Genomic DNA, 18,103 nt, shown 5'->3' with positions numbered 1-18,103 from the left:
GGAAAGCTTGGGAGTCTTACGAATCTCCCGAAAGCCAGTCATGGCTTACTTCTCTCTTGAAGTAGTTTCCCAAGCTCTAAGTCCAAAATGAGTAACTTTTTTAGGCTTATGAAANTTTAAAAGGTTNAACCTTACTTCNNTATGAAAGCCTATTTGTTACTCATTGCGGTTTGATAAACTCATTCCGCGACACCCTATTGGGTGTTTCGATCGTCGAGTCGGACGATCTCATCAGGCGGTAATTCAATCATGTTCTTGCTGTGCCGAATCTAATATAATCTCGTTTTCGAGTACTCCGTGAATGCGATCGCCCAATCGAATCATGATTAAGGGGAAAACTTTGCCATTAATTTCCTTGCTACCAATGCCCTCCACAATCCAAGTAGTAGAGTTCGATTTACCATATTGGAGTTTTACGAGATCGCCTTTTTGGAATTTAGGTTTTGACATCAGATTTTTGGGTGAATGAGACTTGATGAAGGGCAATGGTTTGCTGATTGGGATGTCCATCGAATCCTGGGAGATGTTCAGTGATAAAAATATGATCTGTTACTTCTCTCCAGTCACCAGGATATTTTTGAAAGCAGGTCTCTTTCTCGTCAAATACTTCCCAAGCCGTGTAAAAACTTTCATCTTGCCAAGTGAAAGATTCAACCAAAACCCAAGCCAATTTAGTAGGATTACCAGGGGACATTATCTTCTTTCTTTGATTCCTCCACTGGTGGTTTTTTCAATCCCAATGCTGTTTCCACTTCAGCAATTAATTGCTTGGTAGACTCTTGGGGGTTATCTTCTGGTGATAGTTCTGCCATCATTTCCAGATGTTCAGTATTGTAGTCTCCCAAGTTATGAACTCGTTTGTAGGTAATAGTTTTAACTTCCATAATTTCTCCTTGATATTAATTATTAATCCATAAAATAATAGTCGTCGTCTTCCTGATAATCGCTTATCTCATCGTTCAACGCAGTCCAACATGGTTGGCAATAACTATATTTACGGCCAGCGGAAAACTCGTAATATTCCACTCCACCACAGAAATGACCGCAGCCGAGACAAAAACCCCTCTCCCCAGCGTGTTCACGGCACAAAGGAAATCGATTAGGTGGTGTACCATCGTAAGAGTCTATTTCCCAAAAATGTCCTGCGTTGCCGCATTCTTCGCAGAGAACCATTTCCATTAGTTCACCTCACTTGAAACTAATCAATGTTATTGTCAATTTTGAGTTTTATTGCTGGGGAAATGCTATTTGATTTTCCAATTCCCAAAGTGGTATGTCGGACTAAAAAGCAACTTTTTTCCTCGCCAGAAAGTTTCCCTTTTGCATGGGCTTGTTCCACATAGTAATTAAGTTTTTCGTCTACTTCTTCACCACTCATTCCTGAGCTGGGAATAACAGTATTCTTAAAAAAATCCTCTGCTGCAATCATGTGAATTCTTACGTATTCTTGTAAGGTAATTGCTTTATTCATGGTCTTCTCCTAAATGTTAAATAAATTCTGCTTTCAAGTTGTTTTGGTGGGAGGCAACAATAAGTTCCTGATTGTTCTTCTAAAATGAACCAAGGATCTAAAGCCTCAAGTATTCCTTCGCAATCTTGTTGAATTTTTCGCCCATCAGCCCAAACACGAATTTTGAGTAAATTAGTTGGGATATCAGGTGGCCCTGCTTTAACCCATTTTCCACGTTCACTAATCCAAAAATAGCCTTGTTGCTCAAGGTTTTTGTAAATATCGGTATCTACATTTATTCCTATTTTTCGTGCCGTTTCTTCAGCGGTAACAAATTTTCTGGTTCGTTTCATAAGCAAACTTTATTAAGTGAAATAAACGAAATTTAGACAAACGATTCCCTCAGAAAAAAACTCGAAAGTTTTATCCTAAAAAAAGCATAAATATTTTGTGTCAACCTAGTGCTCGTTGATTAACTAGGTAGATAACAATGGCAGTAATTATTGGTGTTCTTAGTTGTGTGACTTATGTGAGTTGTGTGAGTTTATTCCATAGGTTAACTTCGAGTTTTTTGTGTATTAATACTTACTACTAATTGCTCTTTTACTCTCTACGTCTTGATTTCATCAATAGTAGACAGGCAAAAAAGAATTTGTGGTATTTGGTTCATAGGAAGACAATAAAAAAAAGTAGCGACCAACTGCTCATTTTTTGTTGCCCAATTACATGAAGTCTACCGCTTGCATTTTTTCGTGTCAAGTAGTTGACTGCATGCAAATTTTTGAATAGTATGAACACAAAGAACTCAAAAAAAGATAACTTAACCGTGAGAGATTTTCGAGAAGATCTAGGCTTGACTCGATTTGATGTCAGATTAAAAACTGGCATTACTGAGCGTAGTTTAGCTGATATTGAAGCAGGGAGATCTATCCCTAAACTAACAAATTTATTAGCTTTAACTAGACTTTACGATAAATCTCTCAAGGAAATGATTTCAGCTTTAGGTATTGATGTATCAGACATTAGAGACGATATCTCTTTAAAACATTAGCAAATTTCAATATCACTTACTAACCAAAAAAGTGCAAAAACTGGAAAAACTCAATAACTGTAGGTCATACTAGTGTGTCATCTTCCCCCAGAACTTTACGACCCTCTGCCACCCTCAATAGAAGATCTTCTTATATATGAAGAGGAATTATCATCGGAATGTCCATACATCACCTATGAATGGGCAACCCATGAAATCAAAAATCACATGATCAACTGGGTGAGGGTGGGATTAGTAGCGGAAAAAGTTCGTTATTACAAACTGTGGCAAGGAAAGTTTGCCAGTTGGCAAGAATATTGTCAGCAAGCGCTAGGTAAAGCAAAATGGCAGATTCATAAAACCATTGAAGCCGCTAGAGTAACACTCTATCTTGCCCGTGCAGGATTCGAGACTCTACCGAATTGCGAAGCCCAAGCCAGCAAACTAGCCAAAACTGCACCAGAAGACCAAGATTTAATCATCTCTTGGCGCAAAGTATTAGATGCCGTACCCAAACATCTAATCAGTGCCAATGCCATTGGCCGAACTTTTGGTGAAGAACCCAAAAAACAGCGATTGAACGTTCCGACAGAACTTTATGAGAAGTTGGAGCGCAAAGCTCGCGATCGCGGAATCTCAGTCAATGAGTTACTGGGTCAATTACTTGATGATGAGGAAACTGAAGCACCCGCATCTAATAGTGAATTCTCAAAAGAGGAATCACCAGAAGATTACAACTCCGTGCCAGTTACCCAGAAAATGATGACACGCTGGGAAACCGATTTAGAAGAGATAGTCAAAAGCTATGATTTTCAAAATTGGTTAACCTTAGTTTGGTTCAAGTTTCTAGTGCCTGTATAGGTTAGTAATCATTCTGTCGCTAACAACCTCTGTTAGCGACAGTTACTAGGAATAAAAAGAAAATCTCAACATGTCATTATATCTAGATTAGAACTTGTTAGCGACACCTAAACTTAAGCTAACAAACAGCAATTGAACTCTCCACTATCTCCTCAATAAATCTGTCGCTAACACGATAAATTTAGCCTCAGACAAAATTAATTTTCTAAGTTAATATGTCGAACGAATCACCATCTTATGATGAAGGGTGGGAAGTTGTGGCGCGCGAACTTTCTGAGATACCTAATTGGGAGAAACTCACCTATCGCAATGGAATCATACATGAGCGGCCTATTCCTGCGACTCAGTTAGAATTGTTCAGCCTTCTACAATCGGAATCTGATGTAAATTCTGAGGTGACAGAAGTTGTTAGCGACACTCAGATAGAAATCAGGGAAGAACTACTCGCGCCCGAAACGCACCCAGAAGCACCAGGAAGTATTAACGAGTATTGTCCGGGCAAAAGGAAAGTCACTTATTTTCGTTTCTCTTACCGGGATGGCTCGCGAGTTAGGCACAAACATATTCGTGGGGGGAATACATCCTCACAACTGGGACAAGCTAACGCGCAGAAGATTCGGGACATGATTGCTAGGGGATATTCTCTGGCCGACATTCTCCAGAAAATTAGTCAGTTCTGAATGTAGAATAATTTGCTTTTAGCAACTTTGTGCTACAAAAAAGCCGTGATACTTGTTAGCGATGAAAAACAAAAAATCACGATTTTTCAATGGTTTTAGCCTTCGGGGCTCCTGGCGCAGCTGCCATCGAGGAGCCACAAGGACCAAGATTTTTTGGCGACTTATCCTAGCTTTTCATATACTGTTGGCAAAAGTAATCTTCGCTAGTTATAGCCCGAATAATAATAATTAATCGGCAAAAATAATAGGCTTATTACTAGGAGTGAAACTAATATTAGGGCTAATTGCAACTGATGTATAACTAGAATTTCTTTGCGTATCACTATCTATATCAGTTGTAAAATGCTCGAAGACAATTGTTTGTACAGAAGTATTATATTCAAAAAAAGTTCGGCCATACTCATTACTACTCTGACTGCCTAATCCTTTAAGAGTTACTGAGCCATCGTCATTTGGCAAAATTCCAATATAATTGGGATCATCTGCTCCTGCCATATTGCATTTATGTTCTTCGGCACTATCATTGTAGGCTGTATGATTGCAAGTAACATTAAAAAAATCTTGATAATCGTCAACTTTTGAAGGAGGTACTAGTGCGCTGGTAAAAGAACTCAAATCATTTACATTGATATCGTCGATACTATAGGCAGATATTTTCAACCATTCTCGGTAAGAATTAATAGTTGAAAGATTGCCAGCCCAAAGTTGCTCAATAGTTACCGGCTCAGAAAAAGTCACTTTAACCCAAGCACTATCATTTCCAGTGTCATTAGGATTATTAGTTAGACGTAAAATACCATGGTAGAGCCAAAGATCATGACTATAGTTAAGAGAATGTTTCTTAGGAGAATAATTATCATAAAGATTAAGACCATTATGATTTTGTTTTTGCTGCCATATTTGATTAGTAGAATATTCGACTGTTACGTCAATCCCTGAATTATTAACGTTCGTAAAAGTTCTTATGGTTTCATTGCTGCCTGTATCCCATAAATCATACCAATTAATAGATTCATCATTATTAATAGGCTCGCTTAAAGCATAGGAGCAGTAAGAAATTGTCGTTAATCCTAGTAAAATAGTTGCAAGAGCAATAAATCCAAACTGGGAAAGATTAGTATTTTTAATTATTCTATGTATTGTTGAGATATTCATTGTTAGCATTAAATAATTATCAAATTATTAATTAATAACCAGAGTGATTCCAGGATAGATAGAAATATAAAGTGAATTATTCTTAGCACTTTCTATTCTAATTACTATTAACTTGAAATATGTATTCTAATGATGAAAATAGCTTTTTATTTATAAATAATTGATAAAAACATCAGCTCAGAAAAAACTAGCGAAGAGACTAAAAGACATAAGCGAATGCTTAGTACAGATACCGTCTTAATAATCAACCAATTTTGCCGTAATTAGGTAAATTTTTCGTCTGCTGATTAAGTACTTTAATATAACGCGAGTGTCCAACGAAAATAATTCTTTATTAGCAATTCTTGATGAGCGAGAGAAACAATTTGTTTCCTAGGAGTTCAACAAAAATTAAAGGTAAAAAAAAGGCTGAAATGTAAACTCGAGTCAAGGCTGAAATCTATGTTATTTGAGTCTTGTCTATGATGACATCAAGATTAGACACCACACAAATATTTTGTTATGTATAGTCATTCCAAATAAGAAGCAGATGGAAATTCAAAGCACTTATCAAAATTGAAAAAACCATTCTTCTATCTCATTATCTAACGCTCTATTTAGGTTAAGAGATGAGCGCACTGGGTTCTCTAATCTTCCTTCAATTTCTTGTCCTCTGGTTCGAAGCTGATTACGCCAAATTATAATTGTTCTAGCAATTTTCTTCTCCACTTCCAATAAATTGGCTGTTGTGGTTAATTGTTCAAATATTGTCACCACTAAAACAATCTCTTCTTTATTAACTAACCAATTTAATGACCTGTCTATTTTGACTAATTGCATCCGCAGCGCTGTCTCCAAAATTTTGATTTCAGACTTGGGCGAAATGATTATAATGCTACATAAGGAAATCTGACTCATTTGCCTTGACCAGTTTTAGGACAGTTTAATTTTTTTTTGAAATGTTGAATTTTCCACCCTGCCTTCATGGGATTAAAATTGGCATCAAAAATAGTTTGTTGATCGTAAAAAACATCATAGGAATACTTTGGAGATAACTTAGCTCCTCTAAGATCTGCAGCTGCAAAAGAAGCATTTAGTAAATTTGCACCTCTCAAATCTGCTTCCTGTAGATTGGCTGCATGAAAATTGACTGAATCTAAATTACTATTCCGTAAGTTAGCTTCAATTAAACAAGCCTGTTGCAGATTAACTTGAGATAAATTGGCCAACTCTAGATCTGCCAAAGTCAGATTAGCAGCTATCAAACTAGAACCTGTTAGGTTACTGTTATTTAAGTTAGCCTGTCTTAAAACAGATTCATCTAATACAACTTTTTTTAATCTCACCCCATTTAAAGGAACCTGGCTGAGTTTGGAGCCTCGAAAGTCAGTCTCGCCATTGATATAACTTTTAATGACTTTGTAGGGACTAGCAAAAGATAAATTGTTAAGAGTTTTGATATTGAAAAGATATTGGAGAAAGAAATCAATAGTTATTTGTTTAAGATAGCCCTGTTCAACAGCTAGCTCGTGAAGGCGAATTGCTGATGAGTTATTTTGTCTTTGCTGTTGTTTTAAACTCTGAAGCTGCTCTTTATCCAATAGCCCAGCAGCATATAGATAAAATGCTAGAGGTCGAGTTTGGGTTTTCTCCAGTATGTTAATCCATTTTTCGGCAAAGAAATCAGCAGTTTCTTGTTTAATCCAACCATGATAAGCTAAAATTTCGCCAATTCTATAACTGGACTGTTGTTGTTCTGAAAGAGCGATTTCTATTTGGAAAATAGAAACTAAACCTGCTTCAAGCAAAATCTCTCCCAGAGGCTTTTTGGGCTGTGAAACAACCAAATTATTAGGAGGTAATTGATAAAATTCTTGTTCGGGGAAACAAATGACCATATTTTTCTAATTGCTAGACAGCTGTAATTTCCTTAATAGAAGTCATCACAATCTTAGCAATTGGTTTTGGAGTAGTAATTAATATAAATCCCAATCATTATCTTTTTAATAGATAATGTGATGACAATATTGCCGATAATTGTGTTGCTAATTAATTGATTTTTTAAAAGTAACTTAACAATAACGAAGATAATGTTCACTAAATCTTTAAGCAAAGAGGCTTAAATGTCGGATTATTATTATAATATTTAATTTTATATCCTCAGTGTAATTACATAAGTTTATATAGTATATTCTCTATCTTTTCTTGATGTTTTTACATTTTTTTCTCGGAAAATTTATCGAAAAAACACCTGTTACAAAATAATTCATGACATTATTTAGACTAGGTCAATTTATATTTACCTGTGATTTTTGTGGAATATATTCACATGTGTATTAATCAATAAGAAAGTATTTATGATGCGAAATCCTTATTATTCAACGAGTTCGAGAAGTGTTATTCAAACAAAGCCTCTAGGAATAGTTTTACAAGAAGCCCACCTAATTACTGATTCTAAAATTGAGGTTGCTTTAAGAGATCAAGAATACTACCCCTATTTACGCTTGGGCGAAATTTTGGCCATGAGAGGTTGGATTAAGCAAGAAACCGCTGATTTTTTTGCTCAAGATTGGTCAAAGCTAACTAGACAGAAGACAAGAAGATGTCTGGGCTATTATTTACAAAAAGCTGCCTTATTACAACCACAAGATATTGATGCCATACTAGAAGAACAAAAAATGCTCGGGATTCGCTTTGGTTCGATTGCAGTTCTTCGAGGATTACTAGAATCCCAAACTCTTGATTTCTTCTTAATGAATTTATTTCCTCAAGAAATTGGCAAATCATCTTTAGTCAGTAAATCACGGTTTAGAGTCGGAAATAGTCAGCGATTATCAACAAGAATTAGGATTCCAAATGACTTAACACATAGGACCACTCAAAAATTGACATCAACTCAAACTCAAATAGAAGAGCTTGAATCAACTGAGATTAAATGGATAGATTAAATTACCACTAATCTAAGAAAACGTTAGTTCGACGAAATTAAAAAACAGCAGGAGACATAACAGATAGAGCTTCTGGCTCCAAATCAAGAGAAGGGTTATAAAGCAGATAGGTGTATGCAATCAATCCAGCCACCAGGTTGACTAAAAAATTCCAAATACTTCGATGTCTTGAATGTTCGATTTGAAGAATATTTTTGGGTTGGTCATTAACCGTCTCGATTAATGCTCTTTTGCTCAAGGGAATTTTATCGATGAGCGGGACAAGCTTCTATCTCATGTTCTTTTTGCATCGGGTAATCAGCTGTAGTTTTTGCTTATAAAGTTTATCAAACAAGTCTCCACAGATATAAGCACGGTCTCCAATGTAGTTTGCCGAAGATACCTTGAGCCATCTCCGGTACTGGCTTACAGTCATCAACATTTCCTGGCGTGAGTTTAAAGGTTAATAATTCTTCTCTGTCATTAATTATTAGATTAAGCTTGAACCCATAGTGCCACCCCGTCGAATTTTACCCCAACCAGCAATATGCTGAAAAACTTTATGAGATCTGCTATGACAAGGATTACAGACTTCGATGGGAGTTGAATCAATGAAACTAATACCAGTTACTTTTCCTTTGCAACTGTTCAAAAAACAACACAAAAGCATTAAACACGCCTGGCATTAACTCAAGAAGGCTATTATCGCCAACTAAATTAGGAAAGGCTTTTTTGTCAGTGGGGAGGAACGAGTTTTGTATAAAATCTCTTAAAAGTCCGAAAATCTCAGCTATGAAAGGCATCGGCGGTCGAACTGATGTATGGTAAAAATGGCACAACGACCAAAATCACAGTGAAAAACTTCACACTGAAACCGCTGCTAAAGCATTTTTGCTCAGCTCCAAACTCTCCCCAACATAGCCCAATAGGACATTAACATTTTTATGACCTGTAATATTTTGAACAGTTTTAAGGTCAGTGCCAGATCTCACCAACTTCGTTATTAACCAGCGGCGGGACGAATGAGTACTAAATCCTTTATGGTCAATTCCCAAATCGGAAAACTTTCGCTGCCAATATTGGTAAACCGAATCATAGGTAATATGATTCACTTGTAACGTGCTTTCTTTGCTAACTCGACCTGGAAACAAGTAACCATCAAGGGAGGGTTTGTAAGATTCTAAAAAACTCTTCAAGTCTGGATGCAATGGCACTTGTCTGGTTTCCCTTGCTCCCCCAGGTCGGGCTTTTCTGGTTCGAGCCGCGAATGTGATTAAATCATGGGGAATGGAATTGAGAGGATCTCGATAAACATCACTAACCTGAAGCTGAACGATCGCCCCCATACGTTCACCTGTAAACAGAGCAATCTCAAAAATACATCTATGATGAGATGAATCAAAAGCTCTACGAATTTTTCTGATGTCTTCTTGCTTGAAAATTGCAGCTTTACCATTACGATTTTGTTTCACTCTTCAACCTCGTTTTTAGTTTGAATAAGGTATAAATCCCGAAGTTACTATCAATTAACTCATTGCTATAATTCCCTTGAAACCAGATATAGCAACAGTTTAGCCCTAATTACCCAACCTCGTATTCTGTATAGAATACGAGGATTTACTATTTTTAGAAACAGGGCATTATTAAGATTAAAGCGTTAATTTTACTTTGCTTATGGGCTTAGCTTGTAACAATTCAAAAAAGGTTACCCTAAAATACACCTCAGTTATCCCGAATAAAATTCAGTATTTAGGGCTTGGCCACACTCAGCATTCACGTCCTTTTGGATGGCCTAAAATATCTGGGCCTCATTCTTTTGAAGTTTCCTCACCTAATCCTGATACTGAGTTGACCTGGGACTTTACTTTATCCCATGACAATTCTCATTTCATTTACGATGTCACAGTTAATTTTGCCAATCCCAATAGTCCAGAACCGAGCGCAACTTTCCCGATCTACCTTGCAGGAACCTTTAGTCAGCTTGGTTTTTGGTACAACGAGAATGGCACAGTTTATTGGAAATTTGCCCTTGGAGATCCGCCAGTAGTTCGAAACTCAACAAATTATGTTCGAGCTGTTGGGTCTCAGACTGGATTCCGAAAAGTCGATTCATCAAGTGACAACGCAGGTTCTACCGATATAACCTCAATCTCGGTGGGTGGGCCAACAATTAACCCTGAGCTTGGTTATGCCTGGATAATGAATATCTTCGCCGACGGTAATCTTTTCACCACAAAAATTGTTCGCTCCAGCGATGGCAGTCCCCCAGAAAGCGGAGTCAAGGTAATTGATGCCCTTCCTGGATACCAGATAGAAAAAGACTTTTTATATCTAGAAACCGAGCAAGGTTTCAAGCTCGAAAAAGTTGCAGAAGAAGAATATCTTTGGAAATTAATTAAGTTTTTACCTGGGGACACTTCAGGGTCAACCGATGAAGAAATCTTTTCTTTTCATGGTCTCGAACCTGATTTACTTTGCTTTGTAGTTGATGGGGAATGTCCCGAAGGTACTTGTCAGGTTGACTGCGGAGATCATTATTGCTGCTACGAACCAACAGGGATTTCTGTTTACAGTTTCAACAAATAAAAGAGGGGTAAAACATGAGCTTAGCTTGTGAAGCTTTAGCAACCAAAGCAGAGTTAGAAGAACTAAAAATTCAATTAAATTCATTACTTGGAAAAGCCTCAAGTGGCAGTCCAGTTGATGTATTAGAACAAGGTGATTTTACTGGGACAGTTATTAAGGAAAAATTCGACTTAGTTGATACTTCAATGCAAGATATCGAGTTACATAATTCTAGTGGCAATCCCATAGAAATTATTGACGATTTAGCATTGATTGGATTTGTTGAAGGCTCCAATAATTTTGTAAAAAAACAAGGAAATAGTGTGTTCAAGAAACTACCTTTTGTGAATAAACAAACAGGTAAAGTAATTGAATTCTTACTTAATAATAAAGAAGTTGGCAAAGTAACAAAAAAAGCGGCCAAAGTTTCAGGTAATTCAATGTCCATCTTAGTCTCACTGTTTTCCATTGTTACCAGCCTAGCTTTGAATATTAAAACTGTGAATGTTTTGTCATTCAGAATTGACCAGATTGAGAAGGGAATGCAACTATACAATCAAGATTATAATAGTTTAATTCGTCTTCATCAGTTGTCAAATAATAATGTTGATAAGATGAATACAGAGCTAAATAAAGCTAAGAATGTAATTTCTAAACAACAAAAAGAAATCAACTCTTTAAAAGACGATTTAGCGAATTCCCAAAATCAAGTAGCTAATCTAACAAATCTCATTAATGAAGCAAACATACAAATAGCTAATCTACAACAAGAAAATCTAGCTTTACAGCAACAGTTGTCAGAGTTTGAGGGAGAAGTCACACAAGACATTGAGGATCTAACAAACCTTACTAGTGAGTTAGAGACAAGATTAACTCAGTCACAAACAGATTTTGATAGTCTATTAGATACTACTCAAAAAATTGGCAAGCAATTAGCAGATCTTCAAGGCAAGGCTACAGAACAAGCCGACATGATACAACAGCTTTCGATACAAAATTCTAAACTTAATGCTGAGATTAATTTATTAAAGAAAGAATTCGCTGAAGAAAAAGATCTTACAAATACCAAGCTAACACTCATTGAGTCTAAATTGATTTTAGCTGAACATAACTTAGCTAATGGTACATCTGGAGGTGGGGGTTTTCCTGCCACTGCACAAAAAAATCAAGCTGATACTCAAACCGCAACTCTTCAGTTGATGAATCAATTAGCAGGTAATCCTCTCTCTTCAACTTCAACAATAATTGAACCTTCTGAGTTAGGAATTAACAATCCCTTCACCGATATTTTTAACCAATTATTTCCCCAGATAGATATTACTAATCCAGAGGTAACGCCCTTGCAATTAAATGAAATAACGACAGCTATTCAAGAAACTGTCCAAACAACCATGAATGATATCGGACTGAATAACGTACCTGGAGATATCACAACCATCAAAAACAATACTACACCAGAGAAAATCAAAGAAACGGTAGACGATTCGATATGTAAAAAAGCACAACCAGATAAATGTATTGATAAGGCTATCAAAGATAATAATGATAGCCAAACCCAAGAGATAACTAATAATATCGAGTTAAAACTTCAGGGTATTGTTTTCCCTGACTTTTCCGACTGTCAAGAGTCCCTAGAATGTTTGCAAGAGCTTAAAGAGTTTCTTGAAAAAGCCTGGAAATCAACTACAGAAGACAAAAAGATTAATGCCTTCAATAATACATTACTGTTGCATAATGCCATGCTGTTATCTCAGGATGTCACGAAAACAATTCCCAAAGTACAAGGTATCAGCTTGCAAAATATTACACCTACTGACTATCTAGAACAACCATTAGAATTGTCAACAAAAATAACTGAAATATTACAACCATTTCCTAGCTCAATTACTCAGCTAGACGAACCTCTATCCTTACAATCAACTTTAGTTAAGCATAACCAAGTTATTCAATCTTCCTACGGAACAATATTCGCTGTAGAAAACAATAAAACCTCGACTCTACAGGGAATAAAACTACTGGGAAAATACACATCAACCCTTGGCAATCTAATGCAGCAACAGGGTTTGTTGGAATCCAATTCTTTTCCTTGGATGTGGGAAAACTTCAACTTAGAAACAGCTTTGAATGGCTTTGTTGGTAATTATTTTATCAGTCAAAGCACGATTGATAACGTATTTGATTTGGGCATTCAAGGCATGAAAATCATTACTGATGCCAATCAATCAATCTCAGAAAATCAAGAGTTTATTGCTGTTGATGCCCAATTAGAACAATTGAAAGCTGATTATTCAATTCAAAAACAACAACTAGAAGATGAGGAAAATTTAGCAAGTTTATCTCCAGAAATAGATCGCCTTGACCTCATCAAATTAGAACCCGAAGAATATTAAGGAGAATATTATGGCAGTTTCAAGAAATTGGCTCAATCAACGTAGCTTTCTGCAACAAACCTATAACGCTGAAGTTGAGGAATGGTTTGCAGATATCGCAGGCTCAGAGTTAGATAATTCAGATCCCAGAGTTCAGACAAAAAAAGCTTGTTTTGTTGAACCGACCGACAGTCAGAATATGGCTTTAATTAAGCTGATGACTTTCCGTTATACGGTACAACAAGTCCATTTACGCCCTGATGTTTACGGTATCGAATCAATACCCTTTCAGGAAAATGTCTCATTTCGTCCTCAAGTTACCTTATTCTTCACTCAAGACGCTAGCGCAGCAGTTCCTGACCGGCGACGGATTGAAGGACAAATTAGTTTTAGATTGGTCAATGAGACCTCAGCAACCATGACCAAGGCAAAAGCCCAAAACATAGCGGAAGCAATCCGCGATGCCATGGTGGGAACAGCACCTTTTGTCTGGAAAAAGGGTAAATATAAACTAATCTACAAAGACCCTGAATTTGGGTTAAACCTTAATATCATGGCGCTTAATGAAACAGAAGGGTTAGCTGTTGTTCAAAAAATGATCACTATTGTCGGAGCCTCCTATAACTCCGATTTGTTGAGAGTATCCGAACCCAAAAAGGAATCTGAAACTAACCCCAGTGGAACTGTTTTAGTTTTTGAGAAACAGCGCAAACAAAGACGCTGGAGGCCTACTGGTAACGTTAGATTTAGGTATGCACTTTTAACGATCCATGGAATGCAGAACCGCATTACTTTAGTCGATACCACTTCAGCATATCTAGACGCTTTAATCTGGGCATAATCTCACGCTACTAGATACTACTTATAAAATACTTAATCTATTTCTCTAACCTCGAAAACCTATATGCATTCGTATACCCTTTACGAATCTGAACCCCTTGCTAGGCTTGAATCACAATAACTAATTTTTCACGCTTAATATAATCATGGCTAGAAGACGCAATAGATACGCTCGACTGATGAAAGAGTTAAAAACTACTGGGGGTAGTCCCACCGCTGGTACAGAGCTAGACTTTTTCCTCAAGTTTTTAACTGGGGAGAATAAACTAGAGATTCTTAACAAACCTGATGAAGGTGACCTCAAGCGTTATGGTTTGGCAGTTCACCCCTTTGCAATCGAGGCCGCTGATGCTACAGCAGATTCGAGATACAAAGTCGAAATTACTGGATATAGCTTTGCAGGTATTGATGTTGCTGGCCTGAGCAATAATGATTTGGGTATTTTCTTTATTGAAGGAGGAGAACAACTTAATCAAGATTTCAATCCTGCTTTGATTAAGCCTTCGTTCGTTGCTGGTGGCTATACTGGCAACTCTGACAAAACGTCTGCGGTTACTGGCAAAAAATATAATTATGTCCCAACGCGAACATTCTCTATTCCTTTTGGGAGAACAACAGCGGCTGAAGATGCGGGGGATGGCTCGGCAACTAGTAATATTTCTGCTTCTGACGAGCTGGATGTGGTACGGCACTTAAAAACTAAGATTGCTGCTAGTACAAATGCTGATAAGCTCAAAAGCATTAGTTATGAGGCCGAATTCTTCAACGAGGTTAGTAGAGCTAAAGATGCTGCTGCTGCGAACGATATCCCAAATGCAACAGTAACCTTAGCTTCTTAATTAAAAAACTATGCTGCATTTACTTCGTAAAGTATCGAGCGTTTATGTGCCACCTGTGGAAGTGCTTGAAGACGAAAAGGCTTTTGACGACTTGTTTCAATTACATATTGAGAAAAAGCGACTAATGAAAGACTTGATCATAGGTGGCGTTAACCATCAGGAAATACTAGAAGCTCTTGAGGTTTACATCGGGACTTCTAATATGGATTCTTATATTGAAGAAACTCAAGAACGGGCAAATCTAATCTTATCGTCTTGACATGGCCATTTTCATTGATGCAGCTAATAGTAATAATTGGGTTTCTCGATATTCTACGAGCTTGCAAGGTGAAGAGGCGATCGTTCCTGGCAATTACAAAGCGATTCCCGATCTAGTTGTTCCGATTACCTTTGAAGGGGAACTTATTGCTATTCAAGCCAGTAGCACCAAGGCTAAACCTACTTGGAAAACTGCGGGTTGGGTTTGGCAACGGCTACTTGTCAATATCGGCACAGGTTCAACAGTTCCTAATTCGGTGGTGCAGGGTTCCCAAAAATTCTATCTAGACAGATTGAATACTCTGGTTATTCCTAAGCTATCGAGCAACTATGGGCTTGCTATCAGTATTCCGAGTTGGCTGCCTCAGCTTGACATTGAAATCTATGAATATGTTGGTGAGGTTAAAAACAGTGTAGATGACAAGCTTGATCAGCTTCAGGCAGATCTCACAGCTCTTATTGCCGCAACTACCGGTAGTGGTGGTGGCTCTGGGGGAACTCTCACACCACAACAACAAACCTCAATAGTTTATTTTTCTAACTTCCTATGACACATACTTTAACCCCTTCCCTGTTCGATGTTGATGGTAGGTTAATTGAGTCTTATAATCGGGTTTCTCTTGCTACAGACCAGGTAAAAGAGAATATTGGTTTGCCTACAGGAACAGATATTTTATCGAATATTGCTGTTGCTTCGATAGAAGAATTTTTGGTTTTACAAGCTAGCAATATTAATGAGGGTGAAACTGCTAGCTGGAGTCTTGCGAGAATTGGTCAAGCGGTGAAGGTCGAATCGGTTTACATTGACGCACCCAATGCTGATAATTTTGTCTTTCAAGTATTCTCAGGGGACACAAAAGTTTTCTCTTTTCCTCTAAATCGTACCCAGACACCCTATGATTTTCCAGAGAATCCTTTGTCTTCCGATTTACTGATTAAAGTCAAGGCCAAAGCCGATATAAAACTTCTCCAAATTGTCCTCAAACCTGCTGTCATTCTTGAAACCTATGAAACTGACGAGGTTGCACAATATTATCCAGGACGGGAAGAGTCAGAGCTCTAAATGATTAATTATTATGGATATCTTATCGGATGCCTCTACCTTGGCTAATGGGGGGTTTGCCGTCTTTAGCGCTATTGTTCTGTTTCGTATTTCAACTATCGAAAAAAATATTGAAAGACGGGAAAGAACTTTTGTCGATTTCAAAAATGAAGAAGATGAAACGAACAAAGAGACTGAGCGACGCTTATCTAGAATCGAGATGTATTTAGCTAGATTTAACACATTTAATAAACAATAATATGCTTACTAAACAACAAAGAGTTATTAATGCTTTATCTGCCGAATTTCACTTGTGGGAAGACGAGCAATTAGACGATTTCGCCAGAGAAATTCTAGAGGTCAAACCTCGCCCCAAAGGTGCTCCGCCTTTCGGTTGGTTATTGCCTGATGAACCTAGAGTTCAACAACAAGTTATTTCTCAAACAGGTATTGATTTAATCAAGAAATGGGAGGGTTTTCGCTCTCGCTCCTACCTCTGTCCTGCGAATAAATGGACTATTGGGTATGGCCACACTCATACTGCCAAACCCAATCAAGAGATAACTTTATCTGGGGCGGAAAAACTACTCGGTCAAGATTTAATAGTTTATGAAGAAGCTGTGAGAAACTTGGTAAAAGTTCCTCTCAATCAAAACCAATACGATGCCTTGGTTAGTTTTTGTTTCAATGTCGGTCGTGGTGCTTTTTCTCAGTCTACTTTGTTAAGAGTGCTTAATGAATCTAATTACAGAGAGGCTGCTGTTCAGTTTAGCCGATGGGTTCATGGTGGTGGTAAAAAATTGCCTGGATTGGTTAAGCGTCGAGGTGAGGAAAGGAGGTTGTTTTTACTATGAAACCTCAAAAATTCTTTTTCAAGTCTAAGACTGTTTGGGGTGCGATTATTACATTTTTGATCGCGGTTTTACCCTTACTGCAGGAAGCAATCGCCGCAGATTTTTCCCATGAGACTGTCGGGGCAACAATCGCGATCTCACTCTCTACTCTCTGGACAATGTATGGACGCTTTAAAGCCCATGGTTCTTTGTTCACGCCCCATGGTTTCCCTGGCCCCAGTTACATTCCCAGTTGGGAAGAACGAAAATAATCAAAGATGAATTATGGTCGCTTTATTCTCAAAAACGGAAATTGACAGTCTGAATATCGATACTGTTGAAAAAGCTCTAGTGTTTGGAGCCCTTGTCCTCAGAGCGGCTCTTGTGGGGCCCGATGATGGCAATGCTGATAATACTAACGTTAGTTTGAATGTTTCCACTTCGACTGATGGAACTGGCAGTCTAGATCTTGAAATCTATTTACCTTTTTCCTCTTACGGCGTGAATACGAGTGGTGGGGTTTTACTAGACAATATTCAAGAATATTCTTCTAATGCTCCCAATTTGGCTATTGAGCTTAGCTTAGCTTCTGCTCCCTCTACTTCAGGTCTGGTGATGCCTAATTATCCTGAATCAGAAGTTGCTACTTTTGAAAAGTACCTCATGTTCTATGCCCAAATCCTGTGGGCAAGTGTTGAGGATAAAAATAGCTCTCCAATAAGTTTCTCTATTTTTGGAGGTCAAGACCAGCCGCAGATCTGGATACGAGTTAGTTTGCCTCTCAACCTGGATCAATGGTTGTTTGGAGCTAATTATTTAGATGCCATCTCAACTGTGGTGACGGAATATGTTGTTCCTGATGTTCCTAATTTAGATCCTTCACTCTTTACTCAATCAGCTAACTATTCAGTATCTTTTGACTATCCTGATCCTTATATTGAGATGGAGTTTTTGGATTTCCAGCGCCCCACGATATTAGACGCAATTTATTTTGATATTTACTACGATGATCTTGAGGGTGCGTTTGATTGCTCTTTTTATCTAAACGGTGAGGAAATACTTTATCAAGATTATTCTGACTATGGGAACGGAACGGTAGAAATTATTTTTGACACTACTAATAATCCGACTATCTTTCTGCCTGGGGATATCTTAAATATTGAAATTTATGATGATGAGCAAATTGCTCAGCTTGATGCTTCAAGTTTCGTATTAGAACTCCCACTGCCACAGCAATAAATCAATTTGATTTATTTGTTGTCAGATGGCGATCGC

25 protein-coding genes and 2 pseudogenes are annotated in these 18,103 nt (G+C 37.6%); 15 read left to right on the top strand and 12 right to left on the bottom strand.

Annotation, left to right across the window (positions count from 1 at the left end; translation table 11 throughout):
- Positions 1-243: 243 nt before the first annotated feature.
- From XEN7305_RS04195 to XEN7305_RS04170, 6 genes are all read right to left on the bottom strand, one after another.
- The gene (locus tag XEN7305_RS04195) at positions 244-450 is read right to left on the bottom strand and encodes a hypothetical protein (RefSeq protein WP_006508100.1); all 207 of its coding nucleotides are present in this window, start codon (positions 448-450) and stop codon (positions 244-246) included.
- On the bottom strand, positions 437-694 hold the full coding sequence (locus tag XEN7305_RS04190) for a hypothetical protein (RefSeq protein WP_006508099.1): 258 nt from the start codon (positions 692-694) through the stop codon (positions 437-439). The genes XEN7305_RS04195 and XEN7305_RS04190 overlap by 14 nt, the downstream gene beginning before the upstream one ends.
- Positions 681-884, bottom strand: a complete 204-nt coding sequence (locus XEN7305_RS04185; protein WP_006508098.1) for a hypothetical protein — start codon at positions 882-884, stop codon at positions 681-683. Before XEN7305_RS04185 ends, XEN7305_RS04190 begins: the two co-directional genes overlap by 14 nt.
- 75 nt (positions 885-959) lie before the next feature.
- Entirely contained in the window at positions 960-1,115 is a 156-nt protein-coding gene (locus tag XEN7305_RS28885; RefSeq protein WP_158500378.1) for a hypothetical protein, read from the bottom strand.
- An 83-nt stretch (positions 1,116-1,198) separates the two neighbouring features.
- Positions 1,199-1,471 (bottom strand): hypothetical protein, encoded by a 273-nt coding sequence (locus tag XEN7305_RS04175; RefSeq protein WP_006508096.1) that lies wholly within the window; start codon positions 1,469-1,471, stop codon positions 1,199-1,201.
- Positions 1,468-1,803, bottom strand: coding sequence for a hypothetical protein (locus XEN7305_RS04170; RefSeq protein WP_006508095.1), 336 nt, complete (start codon positions 1,801-1,803; stop codon positions 1,468-1,470). Before XEN7305_RS04170 ends, XEN7305_RS04175 begins: the two co-directional genes overlap by 4 nt.
- A gap of 437 nt (positions 1,804-2,240) precedes the next feature.
- On the opposite strand from XEN7305_RS04170, the gene XEN7305_RS04165 reads away from it, so the two are divergent.
- The 3 genes from XEN7305_RS04165 (at position 2,241) to XEN7305_RS04155 (ending at position 4,021) form a co-directional block, all read left to right on the top strand.
- Positions 2,241-2,501: a helix-turn-helix transcriptional regulator gene (locus tag XEN7305_RS04165; RefSeq protein WP_006508094.1), complete on the top strand. Its 261-nt coding sequence runs from the start codon at positions 2,241-2,243 to the stop codon at positions 2,499-2,501.
- Between the two features lie 72 nt (positions 2,502-2,573).
- The gene (locus XEN7305_RS04160; RefSeq protein WP_006508093.1) at positions 2,574-3,341 is read left to right on the top strand and encodes a hypothetical protein; all 768 of its coding nucleotides are present in this window, start codon (positions 2,574-2,576) and stop codon (positions 3,339-3,341) included.
- A 215-nt stretch (positions 3,342-3,556) separates the two neighbouring features.
- Positions 3,557-4,021 (top strand): hypothetical protein, encoded by a 465-nt coding sequence (locus XEN7305_RS04155; RefSeq protein ID WP_006508092.1) that lies wholly within the window; start codon positions 3,557-3,559, stop codon positions 4,019-4,021.
- A gap of 228 nt (positions 4,022-4,249) precedes the next feature.
- Here XEN7305_RS04155 and XEN7305_RS04150 read toward each other — a convergent pair whose 3' ends face one another.
- From XEN7305_RS04150 to XEN7305_RS26375, 3 genes are all read right to left on the bottom strand, one after another.
- Positions 4,250-5,176 (bottom strand): hypothetical protein, encoded by a 927-nt coding sequence (locus tag XEN7305_RS04150; RefSeq protein ID WP_006508091.1) that lies wholly within the window; start codon positions 5,174-5,176, stop codon positions 4,250-4,252.
- A 549-nt stretch (positions 5,177-5,725) separates the two neighbouring features.
- Complete coding sequence (locus XEN7305_RS04145) at positions 5,726-6,073, bottom strand: hypothetical protein (protein WP_006508090.1); 348 nt, start codon at positions 6,071-6,073, stop codon at positions 5,726-5,728.
- Complete coding sequence (locus XEN7305_RS26375) at positions 6,070-7,053, bottom strand: pentapeptide repeat-containing protein (protein WP_006508089.1); 984 nt, start codon at positions 7,051-7,053, stop codon at positions 6,070-6,072. The genes XEN7305_RS04145 and XEN7305_RS26375 overlap by 4 nt, the downstream gene beginning before the upstream one ends.
- Positions 7,054-7,512: 459 nt before the next feature.
- Between XEN7305_RS26375 and XEN7305_RS04135 the strand changes: the two genes are divergently transcribed.
- Positions 7,513-8,103 (top strand): hypothetical protein, encoded by a 591-nt coding sequence (locus XEN7305_RS04135; RefSeq protein WP_071591320.1) that lies wholly within the window; start codon positions 7,513-7,515, stop codon positions 8,101-8,103.
- Between the two features lie 37 nt (positions 8,104-8,140).
- On the opposite strand, the pseudogene XEN7305_RS29975 reads toward XEN7305_RS04135, so the two are convergent.
- The 3 genes and pseudogenes from XEN7305_RS29975 to XEN7305_RS04125 form a co-directional block, all read right to left on the bottom strand.
- Positions 8,141-8,518, bottom strand: a pseudogene (locus XEN7305_RS29975) (transposase).
- Positions 8,430-8,752 (bottom strand): annotated as a pseudogene (locus tag XEN7305_RS30270) (transposase). Before XEN7305_RS30270 ends, XEN7305_RS29975 begins: the two co-directional pseudogenes overlap by 89 nt.
- Before the next feature lie 193 nt (positions 8,753-8,945).
- Positions 8,946-9,554: a site-specific integrase gene (locus XEN7305_RS04125; RefSeq protein WP_006508087.1), complete on the bottom strand. Its 609-nt coding sequence runs from the start codon at positions 9,552-9,554 to the stop codon at positions 8,946-8,948.
- A 202-nt stretch (positions 9,555-9,756) separates the two neighbouring features.
- Between XEN7305_RS04125 and XEN7305_RS04120 the strand changes: the two genes are divergently transcribed.
- From XEN7305_RS04120 to XEN7305_RS04070, 11 genes are all read left to right on the top strand, one after another.
- Positions 9,757-10,668: a hypothetical protein gene (locus XEN7305_RS04120; RefSeq protein ID WP_006508086.1), complete on the top strand. Its 912-nt coding sequence runs from the start codon at positions 9,757-9,759 to the stop codon at positions 10,666-10,668.
- A 14-nt stretch (positions 10,669-10,682) separates the two neighbouring features.
- The gene (locus XEN7305_RS04115) at positions 10,683-13,037 is read left to right on the top strand and encodes a hypothetical protein (protein WP_006508085.1); all 2,355 of its coding nucleotides are present in this window, start codon (positions 10,683-10,685) and stop codon (positions 13,035-13,037) included.
- A 10-nt stretch (positions 13,038-13,047) separates the two neighbouring features.
- Entirely contained in the window at positions 13,048-13,857 is an 810-nt protein-coding gene (locus XEN7305_RS04110; protein ID WP_006508084.1) for a hypothetical protein, read from the top strand.
- A 145-nt stretch (positions 13,858-14,002) separates the two neighbouring features.
- Positions 14,003-14,695, top strand: coding sequence for a hypothetical protein (locus XEN7305_RS04105; RefSeq protein WP_006508083.1), 693 nt, complete (start codon positions 14,003-14,005; stop codon positions 14,693-14,695).
- Between the two features lie 10 nt (positions 14,696-14,705).
- On the top strand, positions 14,706-14,954 hold the full coding sequence (locus XEN7305_RS04100) for a hypothetical protein (protein ID WP_006508082.1): 249 nt from the start codon (positions 14,706-14,708) through the stop codon (positions 14,952-14,954).
- Position 14,955: 1 nt separating this feature from the next.
- The gene (locus tag XEN7305_RS04095; RefSeq protein ID WP_006508081.1) at positions 14,956-15,504 is read left to right on the top strand and encodes a hypothetical protein; all 549 of its coding nucleotides are present in this window, start codon (positions 14,956-14,958) and stop codon (positions 15,502-15,504) included.
- Positions 15,501-16,016, top strand: a complete 516-nt coding sequence (locus tag XEN7305_RS04090; RefSeq protein ID WP_006508080.1) for a hypothetical protein — start codon at positions 15,501-15,503, stop codon at positions 16,014-16,016. Before XEN7305_RS04095 ends, XEN7305_RS04090 begins: the two co-directional genes overlap by 4 nt.
- A gap of 13 nt (positions 16,017-16,029) precedes the next feature.
- Entirely contained in the window at positions 16,030-16,254 is a 225-nt protein-coding gene (locus XEN7305_RS04085) for a hypothetical protein (protein WP_006508079.1), read from the top strand.
- 1 nt (position 16,255) lies between these two features.
- Positions 16,256-16,849, top strand: coding sequence for a lysozyme (locus tag XEN7305_RS04080; protein ID WP_006508078.1), 594 nt, complete (start codon positions 16,256-16,258; stop codon positions 16,847-16,849).
- Positions 16,846-17,100: a hypothetical protein gene (locus XEN7305_RS04075; protein ID WP_006508077.1), complete on the top strand. Its 255-nt coding sequence runs from the start codon at positions 16,846-16,848 to the stop codon at positions 17,098-17,100. The genes XEN7305_RS04080 and XEN7305_RS04075 overlap by 4 nt, the downstream gene beginning before the upstream one ends.
- 13 nt (positions 17,101-17,113) lie before the next feature.
- A complete protein-coding gene (locus XEN7305_RS04070) occupies positions 17,114-18,067 on the top strand; it encodes a hypothetical protein (protein WP_006508076.1) in 954 nt (317 codons plus the stop codon).
- Positions 18,068-18,103 lie beyond the last annotated feature (36 nt).

It is taken from the genome of Xenococcus sp. PCC 7305, assembly GCF_000332055.1.
Classification (GTDB): domain Bacteria; phylum Cyanobacteriota; class Cyanobacteriia; order Cyanobacteriales; family Xenococcaceae; genus Xenococcus.
This window is presented reverse-complemented; position numbering and strand designations above follow the sequence as displayed.